The following is a 12,579-nucleotide window of genomic DNA, read 5'->3' as shown; positions in this document are numbered from 1 at the left end:
CCGATGCCACCCGCATCGGCGTTTTTTTTGTTTGTTTACCGAACTGGCCCTCCCGCGTCTTAGCCATTTCCCGCGCCAACGCGTACTTTTGGCCGTAGTACCCTTGCTTTTTTCCCTTTTCCAAAATCATTCCCATGAATCTTCCTGCCAACCTGAAGTACACCAAAGAGCACGAGTGGATCCGCGTGGAAGGCGACGTTGCCTTCATCGGCATCACCGACCACGCCCAGAAAGAGCTCGGCGACATCGTTTATGTGGACATCGACACCCTCGACAAAGAGGTAGCGCAGAATGATGTTTTCGGCACGGTAGAGGCCGTCAAGACGGTTTCGGACTTGTTCAGCCCCATCACGGGTACGGTTCTGGAAATCAACGACAAGCTCGACGGCAGCCCCGAAACCGTTAACTCTGATCCTTACGGTGACGGCTGGATCATTAAAATTTCCATTGCCAACCCGGCCGAAATCGATGCGCTGCTGACGGCCGATACCTACGGCGAGCTGGTAGGCGCTTAATCCGGCCCCGATGCTCCCCACCGCGCCGCCCTCGTTTCGCCGCCGGCCCCTCGTGGCCCTGCCGCTGACGTGGGCGGCGCTGGTGTTGGTGCTCACGCTCACCCCGGCCCAGGACATGCCGGCCGTGCCACCGTGGGAGCTTATTTCCTTCGATACGGCGGCCCACGCCTTCGTCTTTTTTGTGCTGGCCGGGCTGAGCTACTTCTCCGCCCGGCGCCAGCAGCGGTGGCCCGGGCTCCGACAGCACGCCTTCAGCCTGATGCTCGGGGGCGGCATCCTGTTTGGCACCCTGATTGAAGGGCTGCAAATGACGATGCACCTGGGCCGGCACGGCGAATGGTCCGACGTTATCGGGGATGCCCTGGGCACCCTGCTCGGCCTGCTCAGTATGTGGGCTGTGCGCCGCTGGTGGGAATAACCGACGCTGTATCATGCCCCCGAACCTACCCGCCTTCTGTCCTAAACCCCTTGCCGCCCTGGCCCTGAGCCTGCTGCTGGTCAGCGTGGGCAATGCCGTCCGGGGGCAGGATATGGGCAAGGTGCGCGAAACCATCACCATCCTGGCGGCGCCCGACATGCACGGGCGCGGCTATGTAGAGCAGGGCAGCAAACGCGCCGCCACGTACCTGCGCCGCCGCTTTCGAGCGCTCAAGCTGCATTCCTTTACCCGGCAGTACGCGCAGGATTTCACCATTACGGTCAATACCTTTCCCGGCGCCTTTTCGCTGGGCGTCGATGGCCGGCTGCTGCAGCCCGGCACCGATTTCATTGCCGACCCGGCTTCCGGCGCCGGCCGCGTGGCGGGTCCGCTGCTCCCCCTCGACACCCTGATTTTCACCAGTGAAGCCGCGGGTCAGCGTTTCCTCACCCAATCGCTGAGCGGCCAGGTGGTGGTGCTACGACAGCGCGACGCCGACCGGCTGCGCACGCTGCCCGACGCCTTTGCGGCTCATCTGAACCAGGCCGCGGCCCTCATCACCCTGGTGCCCGACAAGCTCACGGCTTCTCTGGCCGACACGCAGCATGCGCAGCCCCGCCTGCAGGTCTTGGCGAAGCGCTGGTCGGGCCGCGGCCAGCAGGCGGCCGTGCAGCTTGACGCCCGCCTGGAGCGGCAGTACCCGACGCAGAACCTGATCGGCTACGTACCCGGCCGCGTGCAGCCCGATTCCTTCCTGGTCGTCACGGCCCACTACGACCACCTGGGGCGGATGGGTAAAAAGACCTTTTTTCCGGGTGCCAACGATAATGCCAGCGGCACGGCCATGTTGCTGACCTTGGCCGAGTACTACGCCAAGCCCGAAAATCAGCCGGCCTACTCCATTGCCTTTATGGCTTTCGGCGCCGAGGAAGCCGGGTTGCTGGGCTCACGTCATTACGTGGCTCACCCTTTGTTTCCGCTCAGCCGGATCCGCTTTCTGATCAACATGGACCTGCTGGGAACCGGGGAAGAAGGCATAACGGTAGTCAATGGCAAGCTATTCGAACGGCAGTTTCAGCAGCTTACCCAACTCAATGCTACCGGCCGCTTTGTGCCGCAGCTGGCCGCGCGGGGCCGCGCGGCCAACTCCGACCATTTCCCCTTCGCCGAGCAGGGCGTCCCCACTTTTTTCTTCTACACCCGCGGGGGCATCAAGGCTTACCACGATATCTACGACCGACCGGATACCCTGCCGCTCACGGGCTTCCTGGGGATTTTCAAGCTCACGACCCGTTTCCTAAACCTTCTGGGCGGACAGGCTGGCGCGGCTCAGCCGTAAGCAGGGCTTTCACCTACCGCCAGGCCACTACCAGTAAACCCGGCACTAGCTGCTGGCAGCAGCAGCAGGATCGTTTCCTGATCTTAGAGCCTATGCAAACCGAAGCTGATGATGCCCTTGTCGCAGGGTGCGTTTGCCTTCCCGCCGGTCAGGCTGGGCAAGGTGCAGGACAATCAACAACCTGCCCGTAAGGGCAAAAAGCAACTGTCCCAGAATCGTCTGCCTGACGGCGGACAATTCTGGGACAGTAACACGATAAGTGGAAATCCGGCTTAGCTGTTCGTCTTGAACGAGTTCATGATCTGCTTGGCAACTGTCTCCCACTCGGGCTTCTGACGGTCGGCGCAGGTGAAGTTGCACATCAGCAGCTTGCCTTCGACATCCGTGAAGAAAATCAGGTTATACACCTCGTGGCCGAGTTCGGGCTTCATGAGTTCCATGTAGCCTACTTTGCGGCCATTCACCTCTTTTACGCCTTTGTTGAACCACTTCGCCTCCTTGTACTGCTTCGAGTACATCTTGTAGAAGTTGTCGGCATACATGTCGATCATATCCTGATCGGCCGTGTTGTCGGTGTAGGTGAAGGCGATGGTGGCCTCCTTGTTGTTGGTATAGATGACGCTCGGGCGGCTCTGGGACTTGGCATAGTTGAAGTCCATTTGCTGCTCGCTCATCACTTCGAAACCTTTAGGAATCAGGATTTCGACACGCTCGCTCAGAACGCGCTTTTTGATCATTTCGACCTCAGCGTATGGACGGAAGGCCATCAGCATCAGCGTCAGGCACAGAACAGGGGCGAGTAGGGCTTTTTTCATAGTTGTAGACTGAAAAAAGGTGGAATTCAAAACTTGAGAAAACATCTGATTAGAAGAGGGCTTCTGTTCGGATAACACAATTTACGCACAAAAACATAAACCGCAAGTATTTCCTAAAGAAATAATTTGCAGTTAACATACTCCACCGAGAAAAACCCGCTTGAAGTAGCTTCCAGGGCATTTACGAAGAACTGTTGCGTTTGGATTGGGCAAGCAACTTTTCTGCGAACATCAATTTGGTATTGGGAAACTGCTATACCAAATTATATGCAAAAAATTCAATTTCAAACATTTGCGCAACAACCTCCCAGCCGATTGAACTTAGAGGATATTGTTGATCTGCTCCTTAATCTTCTCCAGCTCTTCCTTCATTCCTACTACCAGATGCTGGACGGTAGAGTCGTTGGCTTTGGAGCCGATGGTGTTGATTTCGCGGCCTATTTCCTGCGAAATAAAGGCTAATTTCTTTCCGCTGTACTCCGGCAGGCCTACCGTTTCGATGAAGTACTGCAAATGGCTGCCCAACCGAACCTTTTCCTCGGCGATGTCCAGCTTCTCAATGTAGTACAATACCTCCTGCTCGAAGCGGATGGGGTTGAAATGCTCATTGGCCGAAATCTCCGCCAGGTGCGTTTGCAGCCGCGACCGCACCTGCTCAATGCGCGTGGGGTCATAGCGCTCCACTTGGTGCAGCTGGGTACGGATGCGCTCCACGTAGCCCATTATTTCGGTGGTCAGCGTCTGGCCTTCGTCGCGGCGAAACTGGTTGACGCGCTCCAGGGCCTCGTGTACCAAGGGTAACAGTTCGTCCCAGCTCACTTCTTCCTCCTCTTCCACCGCCTCCGCACTCGGCGCCTGCAGCACCCCGGGCAGGTTGAGAGCCAGGGCGAAGAGCTGGTCTTTGGGGGCGCCAACCAGCTCGGCCGCTTTCTCCAGCTCGCCGTAGGCGGCCAGCAGCGCTTCCTGGTTGAGCACCACCCCCAGCCGGGCCGCTCCACGCGGACGCGAGAAGTCAAAGGTCAGGTTCACCTTGCCCCGCACCAGCGCCTTGGTAGCCAGGTTACGGATTTCCAGTTCCCGGTCCTGCAGGAAGCGGGGCAGGCGCAGACTCAGGTCTAGCGTTTTGGAGTTAAGGGACTTTACTTCGACGGTGGCGGCGTAGTGGTCGGTTTCGCGGCGGGCGATACCGTAGCCGGTCATGGACTGGAGCATGGGCAGAGAAGGGTAAAACGGCCGCAAAAGTAGCGGTTTCTAACAGAATATGAACTGCTTAGCCGGCGCATAACACAAGCATAATGCTGTCGAAATATTCGCGTAACAGGGTGCGGGTAGCTTTGCAAAAAGTTTTAAACCACTGGTGTATGCGGCGCTTTGCTCTACTGATTTTCTGTTTCACGCTCAGTCATTTACTGCTGGCTCAGCAAGGTTCGATTGGGGGTAAGGTAACGGATAAAAAGACAGCAGAGGGAGTTATTGGGGCCACGGTGCTGGTGACGGGCACCACTCAGGCCGCCCCGGTCGACGTGGACGGCAGCTACGAGCTGAAGCTCGACCCCGGCACTTACAACATCACCATGACCTACATCGGCTACAAGCCGCTGATTACGCCGGGCGTAGTAGTAACGGCCAATGCCAAAACGACGCTGAACGGCGTGATGGAGGAAAATGCCCAGAACCTGAAAGAGGTAGTGGTAACGGGTCAGAAGCAGACCGGCACCGAGGTGGCGCTGCTTCAGGATCTGAAGCGGAGCGAGGTGGTGGTCAGCGGCATGAGCAACGACCAGATTGTGAAAACTCTGGACCGCGACGCGGCCGAGGTAGTCAAGCGCATTCCCGGCGTTACGATTCAAAACAACAACTTCATTGTTATCCGGGGGCTGGCCGAGCGCTACAACACGGTACTGCTGAACGACGCGCTGACGCCGTCGGCCGAAGTTGATACCCGCTCCTTCTCCTTCGACATTCTGCCCTCGGCAGTGATTGACCGGATCCTGATTTTCAAGTCGGGCTCACCGGAGCTGCCGGGTGAGTTTGGCGGCGGGGTAGTGAAGGTGTATACCAAGAACTCGGTGCTGGAAAACTCGACCAGCTTCAGCCTTTCGGGCTGGGTGCGCAACAGCACGACCTTTCAGGATGGCTACATGACCAGCAACCGGACCCGCACCGACTGGCTAGGCTTCGACAACGGGCGGCGGGACCTGCCGGCTTCCGTGCCGGGCGAGCAGATCAATCCGGATAAGGTCCCGGCCGAGCAAATCAACACCATAAGCCGCAGCTTTCGTAGCACGGCCTGGCTGCCGAGCTTGGCCAAGGCCATGCCGGATCTGCGGGCTTCGCTGGGCATCAACCGCCGGTATGAAATCGGGTCTATGTACCTGAGCAATGTGACGTCGGTTTCTTACTCCAACACCCGCGAGCAGTACGTCCAGTCGCGCCAGCGGGCCGGCGAGTTCGTGGAGATTGATCAGAAGTATCCGCTGCAGTACGACTACAACGACACCCGCGCGCTGACGGCCGTGCGCCTGGGCGTCATCCACAACTGGCAGCTGCGCCTCAACGACCGGAACCGGATCGACTTTCGCAACTTCCTCAACCAGTATGGCACCGATGAAGTAGTAAACCGCCGGGGCGTTGACAAGGTAGAGCAGCAGGAGCGCAACGACCATGCCCTGCACTACCAGAGCCGCACCATCTACTCCGGGCAGCTTCAGGGCACCCACGATGTTGGCCCGGCCAGCCGCTCGACCGTAACCTGGACCGGCGGCTACAACTACGTGTACCGGGATGAGCCCGACTACAGCCGCTACCGGGCCCAGCGCCCGGAGGATTCCAACCGCCAGTTTTTTGTGGTCATCCCCAACGGCGGTAACCCCTTCGATGCCAGCCGCTTTTTCTCCTCGCTGAAGGAGGATACCTACACCGGCGCCGGCCAGTGGGAGCAGCGCATTCTGGGGCGCGACACCACCAAAGCCAACGAGTACAAGATCCGGGCGGGCTTCTATGCCGAGCGCAAAGCCCGGCAGTATAACCAGCGATACTTCTCCTACACGTACAGCAACTTCGACGCGTTTACGGCCCGCCCCGACCGGGACGCTATCCTGACGTCCTCCATTGACCGGATCTTCGCGCCGGAAAATATTGACCCCGTCAATGGCTTCAAGCTGGAAGAAGGCACCAAGCCGGACGAGTCGTACGAGGCCGACAATACGCTCTTGGCCGGCTACGTAGGGCTGGTAGCGCCTATTTCCGATAAGCTCAGCCTGTCGGGGGGCCTGCGCCTGGAGCACAACCGGCGCTTCCTCGATGACGGCGGCGAAGAGCCCAAGTACGAGGAAATCAAAACCATTCCTTTGCCCTCGCTTAATGCTACCTACAACTTCGACCCGCGCAGCCTGCTTCGGCTGGGCGGCAGCGTAAGCGTGAACCGCCCGGAGTTCCGCGAAATTGCCGGCTTCTCCTACTTCGACTTCAGCAACAACGCCATCATCACGGGCAACGACAGCCTGCAGACGGCAACCATCTACAATGCGGATCTGCGCTACGAGTTCTACCCGACCCGCTCCGAGATGCTGTCGATTGGGGTGTTCTACAAGCAGTTCCGCAACGCCATTGAGCAGACCACCCAGTCGGTCGGCACTTCCCAGCTCTACCTCACGTACCAGAACGCCGACAGGGCCTATGATGTCGGCATCGAGCTCGAGGCCCGCAAAGGCTTCGTGGAGCTCACCGAGAATCCTTTTCTGCAGAAGCTCGGGGTGGTGTTCAATGCCTCGTTCATCCGGAGCCGCGTCCGGCTGCCCGACAACGACGCCAACCGCAATTTTGCCCTTACCGACCGGGCGTTGCAGGGCCAGTCGCCTTTCGTAGTCAACACCGGCCTGTTTTTTCAGGATGACGAACGGAAGTGGCAGGTTTCCGCCCAGTACAATGTAGTAGGCCAGCGCATCTCCTTCGTGGGCGACAAAACCCAGAACTTCTCCGCCATTGAGATGCCCCGCCACGTCGTGGATCTCGCCCTGACCAAGGGCGTCGGCAAGCACCTGCAGGTGAAGGCCGGCATTCAGGACCTGCTCAACCAGCGCTACCGGAGTTACTACGACCTGAACCGGGATGGCAAGATCAGCAAGGACGAACCCCGGGTTTCGTTTGCGAGCTACCGCCGCGGCACCTATTCCACGCTGGGCCTGACCTACAACTTCTAGGGCCTACACAATAAGGTAACACGCCGCTAACGAAACCATAACGCCCATCCTGACCCGGTGGGCGTTATGGTTTCGGACCTTCGCCCCGGCAAATCAGACCATCCTTCATCCCTTCATACTGTCATGAAAAAGCTTCTACTCCCTGCCCTTCTCGCCTGCGCCGTGGCCGCCGCAACCCCGGTTGCCAGCGTCTCGGCCCAGACGGTCTGCCCGGCTGCCCCAGCTACCGTTGCTATATCGGGCTCGATTACGGGCAACACGACCTGGACCAGCGACAACGTCTATCTGCTGAACGGCTTCGTATTCGTGGAGAATGGCGCGGTGCTGACGATTCAGCCCGGCACTATCATCAAGGGGGATAAAGCCAGCAAGGGCGCTCTGATCATCAAGCAGGGCGGCCGCATCGAAGCCAACGGCACGGCCGCGCAGCCTATCGTTTTCACCTCCAGCCAGCCAGCCGGCTCCCGGGCCCGCGGCGACTGGGGCGGACTGATCCTCTGCGGTCGGGCGCCAGTGAACCAGGCCGGTACGCCGACCATTGAAGGTGGCGTAGGCGCGGTATACGGCGGTACCGACCCCAACGACAACTCGGGTACGCTGCGCTACGTGCGCATCGAATTCCCCGGTATTGCCTTCCAGCCCAACTCCGAAATCAACGGCCTGACCATGGGCGGCGTTGGCGCGGGCACCACCATCGATTATGTACAGGTATCCTACTGCGGCGACGACTCCTTCGAGTGGTTTGGGGGCACGGTAAACGCCAAGCACCTTATTGCCATTGCCGCTACCGACGACGACTTCGATACCGACTTCGGCTTCCAGGGCAAGATTCAGTACGGTCTGGTTGTGCGCGAGCCTAACTCGGCTGACGTATCGGGCTCGACGGCTTTTGAGTCGGATAACGATGCGGCCGGCTCGACGCTGACGCCCCGCACGGCCCCGGTCTTCTCCAACATCACCGCCATCCTGCCTAACCCCATCGGTGCTACGGCCAACTTCACCCGGGCCATGCACCTGCGGCGCAATACCAGCATCTCCATTTTCAACTCGGTGCTCACGGGCTGGCCTCAGGGCCTGACCCTGGACGGCTCGGCAGTACAGGCCAACGCCACGGGCGGGACGCTGGTGCTCAAGAACAACGTAATGGCGGGTATGGCCACTCCCTACACCCAGCAAAGCGGCGGCACTTTCGACGTGCAGGGCTTCTGGCTGGGCAGTGCCAACACTACCTTGCCAGCCAGCACCGACCTGGGCCTGAACGCCGACAACTTCCGGGTAACGGGCACTTGCGGCAACGCGCCCTGCGTACCTGACCTGGTATTGCCGGCTAGCTCGGTGCTGAACACGGGCGCCGCCTTCGCCGATGCGAAGCTGGCGGACGCCTTCTTCGAGAAAACCGGCACGTTCCGCGGAGCCTTTGGCGGAACCACCAACTGGGCGGCCGGCTGGTCTAACTTCAACCCTCAAACCACCTGCTACAACCGCCCCGGCTTCACGCTGGCCGCCAAGTCGGCTTCCGACCAGGTGCAGGGCCTGAGCGTCGCGCCCAACCCCTCGGCCGGCGCGGCCCTGCTCTCCTTCGAGCTGCAGCGCGCGGATGCCGCCACCCTGCGCATCGTGGATGCCCTGGGCCGCAAGGTAGCCGTTATCGAAGCCGGCCGCCTGAGCGCCGGCCCCCAGCAGCTGAGCCTGCCTACCGACTTGAAAAACGGAATGTACATGGCCACCGTAACGACCAGCGAAACCAGCCAGACGGTGCGCTTCGTGGTAGCCAAGTAGCCCAGGTATAACAGTTAGCGGGTGAATCATTAGACATTACGAGTGTGCGAAGAAAAGCCTGTTCCCACCCCGGGGGCAGGTTTTTTTGTTATCCCCCGACCTGCCCCGGCCCGGCAAAACCCGTAGCTTGCGCCCCTATGAAGCTGCCCCGCGTGCTGATGCTGCCCAAGTGGTACCCGAACCGCTACGATGACCAGGACGGCGACTTCGTAGCCCGGCACGTGGCCGCCATTGCACCCCACGCCCAGGTAGCCGTGCTCTTCGCCGCCGTGGCCCGCGGCCCCCTGCCGCGCTGGACCGACTGCGAAGCCGACCTGACGGGGCCGGTGCCTACGTTGCGCTATTACTACCGGGCCCGGCCCACCGGCGTCGGCCCCCTGGACAAAGTGCTGAAGCTGCTGCTGTACTTCTGGTGCCTGAGCAAGGGCTACCGCCGGCTGGTGCAGCACTGGGGCGGCCCACCCCAGCTGACCCACGTGCACGTGCTGCTGCGTACCGGCCTGTTTGCCCGCTGGCTGCAGCTCACGCAGGGTATTCCCTACCTCATCACTGAGCACTGGACCCTCTATCTGCCCGAGCGGGCCGCCGGCATCGGCTGGCTCCGGCGCACTCTCACGCGCCAAGTGGTGCGGCGGGCCGCGGCCCTGCACACTGTTTCGGCAGGACTGCGGGACGCCATGCACCGGCTGGGCTTCCGCAATGAACGGTCGGCAGTCATTGCCAACGTCGTCGATACGGAGCTGTTTGCGCCGGGCGCGGCGCCCCGGGTACCGGGGCAGCTGCTGCACGTAGCCGCTTTCCACGACGCGGTGAAGAACCTGTCCGGGGTGCTGCAGGTGGTGGCAGAGCTCCGGCCGCAGTGGCCCCGGCTGCGCCTGCGCGTGGCGGGCTACGGCCCCGACGAGGCCGCGCTGCACCAGCTAGCCGCGGACTTAGGGCTGCTGGCTGATGGTACCGTCACGTTTCTGGGCAAGCTACCCCATGCGGCCGTGGCCCGGGAAATGCAGCAGGCCGCGGCCCTGGTTTCGTTTAGCCGGTCCGAAACGTTTGGCTGCGTGCTGCTCGAAGCCCGCGCTACCGGCTGCCCGGTGGTGGGTCCGGCCACGGGTGGGGTGCCGGAGCTGTTTCGCCCCGAGGGCTCCTTCGGCCTGCTGGTTGCGCCCGATGACGAAGCGGCCCTGACCCAGGCCCTGACCGCCGTGCTGGCCGGTACCGTCCGTTTTGACCCGGCCACGCTGCGTACCGATGCCCAGGCCCGGTGCAGCTACGCCCGGGTCGGGCAGCAGTTTGCCGCCCTGTACGCGGCTATCCTGACCGGTCCGGCCGCCGCTTCCGGCATTTCGGCCGCATCTTAGCGGCCCGCTTCGCCTTCCCGCATGATCCGCCGCATTCTTCAGAATTTCGCCACCCGCCTGGTTACGGCCCTGCTCAGCTTCGGCATTGTGTGGCTCACGGCCCGCTACCTGGGCGCCACCGGCCGCGGCGACGTGAGTTTGTTCGTGACGGACTGTGCGGCGCTGCTGCTGTTTATCGGGCTGCTGGGCGGGTCTTCGCTGATATACCTGGCCCCGCAGCGCAGCCTGTGGCACCTGCTGGTGCCGGCCTACGCCTGGGCCACGGTGGTCTGCGGGGTGGGCACCGCGGCCGTCGGGCTGCTGCGCGACGTGCCGCGGGCGTACCTGGGGCATCTGCTGGCCCTCTCGCTGCTGCAGGCTTACTTTTCCATCAACACGGCCCTGCTGCTGGGCCGCAAGCGGGAAGCGGGCTACAACTTCCTGACCGTGCTGCAGGTAGCCTTGCTGGCGGGCGGTCTGCTGCTGGCTTTCGGGGGACTGCGCTGGCGGGCCGTGCCGGTGTATTATTACGCCGCCTACGTGGCCTATGGGCTGCCGCTGCTGCTGAGCCTGGGCCTGCTGCTGCGCCTGCCGGACCGCTGGAATGCCGGCCGGGGCCTGCGCGCAACGGCCCGGGAGCTGGCCACCCACAGCCGGGGGGCGCACTTTTCCAACATCCTGGCTTTTGCCAACTACCGCCTGAGCTATTACTTCGTGGCCCATTACGCCGATGCCCGCGCCGTGGGCGTGCTGAGCGTGGGCGTGGCCCTGGCCGAGGCCATCTGGCTGATTCCGCGCAGCACGGCCCTGATTCAGTACGTCGACCTGGTGCACGCAACCGACAAGCACGCTCAGGTGGAGCCCACGCTGCGGGTGGCCCGCCTCACGCTGCTGACCACGGCCCTGGCCGTACTGGTGCTGTGCGCGCTGCCGCCGGCCATGCTGGCCGCCGTGTTCGGCGCCGAGTTTGGCGCCGCGCGCCCCGTGATTCTGCGGCTGGCGCCGGGCGTGGTGGCTATGGTCGTCAACGTTATCTGCAGCACGTATTTTGCCGGGGTGGGCCGCTACCGCATCAACAACCTGGCTACTACGGTCGGGCTGCTCGTGACCCTTCCGGCCTGCTGGCTGCTGATTCCGCCCCTGGGCATCAGCGGTGCGGCGCTGGCTACCACGCTGTCGTACCTGGCCTCCACTGGGTTTCTGGTCTGGCAGTTTGGCCGGGCTACCGGGGCGGGCTTGCCCGCCTTTCTGCCCGGCAAAGCTGACCTGGACTACGCCCGCAGCCTGGTGAAAAAAATCCGGTAGCCGCTACGAGACGGGCCGCAGCGTCACCTCAAACCAGTGCGCGGGGTCGGCCAGCGGGTCGGGCTGGTGCGCCGGCAAGGGCGTGGGCGAGTACAGCGCGCAGAGCGTATTCTCGACCTGCACCAGCTGCCCGGTGGCCGTGGCGGGCAGGCCATCCAGAATACCGCTCAGCACTTCCCAGCGCGGCTCCCCCGGCTGCTGGCTGGCGTCGTGCCACACCACCACCGTGGTGGGCCCCACCAGGTGCTCGAACACCCGCCGCGTATCGGTGCGCACGGCTTCGTAGCTATGGTCGCCGTCGATGAAAATCACGTCGAACTGCTGGCCCAGGCCCGCCAGGTCGAAGGTGGCGGAGTTGCCCTGCAGGTGGGTTACGTTGGGCAGCGGCCGCGAGAAAAAGCCGTGCAGCTCGATGTAGCGCTCCGTCAGCCCCAGCCCGCGCAGCTCCTGCGCCGACAGATTCAGCGTGTACACTGTCGCGGCTACCTCGGCCACGTTGGCCGCGCTTTCGCCCCGCCAGGTCCCGATTTCGAAGTAGCGGGCCTGCGGGGCGCGGCGGACCAGGGCCCGCAGCAGCAGCAGATCGGTGGGCAGCGAACCGCCTTCGCGAAAGGCAAAGGGCCGCACGGTGGTGTCCTGGGCCGCCAGAAACGCCTGGAGCGGCACGGCGGGCAGCCCCTGGGCCGTGAGCCGGCGGCTGGTGTGCGCCCGGGCCCGCTGCTGCCAGCTGCTGGCATCGGCGGCCAGCACCACGTTCAGCAGCCAGGGATTACGCGCCAGGGCCGCGAGGCCGCGCAGGGTTTTGGAAAAGCGGGAGGAAAACATGGCACAAAGTACGGTCACGCCTAGCTATGTGTGCAACCAATGCGGGC

The 12,579-nt window shown here is 62.3% G+C and carries 10 protein-coding genes; 7 read left to right on the top strand and 3 right to left on the bottom strand.

Going from position 1 to position 12,579, the window contains the following annotated elements; genetic code table 11:
• Positions 1–134 precede the first annotated feature (134 nt).
• The 3 genes from gcvH to ABD842_RS03580 are packed head-to-tail and all read left to right on the top strand — an operon-like array spanning position 135 to position 2,272.
• On the top strand, positions 135–515 hold the full coding sequence (gene gcvH, locus ABD842_RS03590) for a glycine cleavage system protein GcvH (protein WP_345110175.1): 381 nt from the start codon (positions 135–137) through the stop codon (positions 513–515).
• Between the two features lie 10 nt (positions 516–525).
• Positions 526–933 (top strand): VanZ family protein, encoded by a 408-nt coding sequence (locus ABD842_RS03585; protein ID WP_345110173.1) that lies wholly within the window; start codon positions 526–528, stop codon positions 931–933.
• Positions 934–946: 13 nt separating this feature from the next.
• Positions 947–2,272, top strand: coding sequence for a M28 family metallopeptidase (locus ABD842_RS03580; RefSeq protein ID WP_345110171.1), 1,326 nt, complete (start codon positions 947–949; stop codon positions 2,270–2,272).
• Between the two features lie 272 nt (positions 2,273–2,544).
• Here ABD842_RS03580 and ABD842_RS03575 read toward each other — a convergent pair whose 3' ends face one another.
• Positions 2,545–3,087, bottom strand: a complete 543-nt coding sequence (locus tag ABD842_RS03575) for a hypothetical protein (RefSeq protein ID WP_345110169.1) — start codon at positions 3,085–3,087, stop codon at positions 2,545–2,547.
• Positions 3,088–3,408: 321 nt separating this feature from the next.
• Positions 3,409–4,299: a YicC/YloC family endoribonuclease gene (locus ABD842_RS03570; RefSeq protein ID WP_345110167.1), complete on the bottom strand. Its 891-nt coding sequence runs from the start codon at positions 4,297–4,299 to the stop codon at positions 3,409–3,411.
• A gap of 149 nt (positions 4,300–4,448) precedes the next feature.
• Between ABD842_RS03570 and ABD842_RS03565 the strand changes: the two genes are divergently transcribed.
• The 4 genes from ABD842_RS03565 to ABD842_RS03550 all read left to right on the top strand — a co-directional run bounded on the left by ABD842_RS03565 (position 4,449) and on the right by ABD842_RS03550 (position 11,707).
• The gene (locus ABD842_RS03565; RefSeq protein ID WP_345110163.1) at positions 4,449–7,289 is read left to right on the top strand and encodes a TonB-dependent receptor; all 2,841 of its coding nucleotides are present in this window, start codon (positions 4,449–4,451) and stop codon (positions 7,287–7,289) included.
• A gap of 123 nt (positions 7,290–7,412) precedes the next feature.
• Positions 7,413–9,068 (top strand): T9SS type A sorting domain-containing protein, encoded by a 1,656-nt coding sequence (locus ABD842_RS03560; RefSeq protein WP_345110162.1) that lies wholly within the window; start codon positions 7,413–7,415, stop codon positions 9,066–9,068.
• A gap of 137 nt (positions 9,069–9,205) precedes the next feature.
• The gene (locus ABD842_RS03555) at positions 9,206–10,423 is read left to right on the top strand and encodes a glycosyltransferase (RefSeq protein WP_345110160.1); all 1,218 of its coding nucleotides are present in this window, start codon (positions 9,206–9,208) and stop codon (positions 10,421–10,423) included.
• Between the two features lie 21 nt (positions 10,424–10,444).
• Positions 10,445–11,707, top strand: coding sequence for a polysaccharide biosynthesis C-terminal domain-containing protein (locus tag ABD842_RS03550; RefSeq protein ID WP_345110158.1), 1,263 nt, complete (start codon positions 10,445–10,447; stop codon positions 11,705–11,707).
• Positions 11,708–11,710: 3 nt separating this feature from the next.
• Here ABD842_RS03550 and ABD842_RS03545 read toward each other — a convergent pair whose 3' ends face one another.
• Complete coding sequence (locus ABD842_RS03545) at positions 11,711–12,532, bottom strand: class I SAM-dependent methyltransferase (RefSeq protein ID WP_345110156.1); 822 nt, start codon at positions 12,530–12,532, stop codon at positions 11,711–11,713.
• Positions 12,533–12,579: the final 47 nt, after the last annotated feature.

It is taken from the genome of Hymenobacter algoricola, assembly GCF_039539525.1.
GTDB lineage: Bacteria > Bacteroidota > Bacteroidia > Cytophagales > Hymenobacteraceae > Hymenobacter > Hymenobacter algoricola.
The sequence above is the reverse complement of the archived record's forward strand: the minus strand, read 5'-3'. Positions and strand labels throughout refer to the sequence as shown.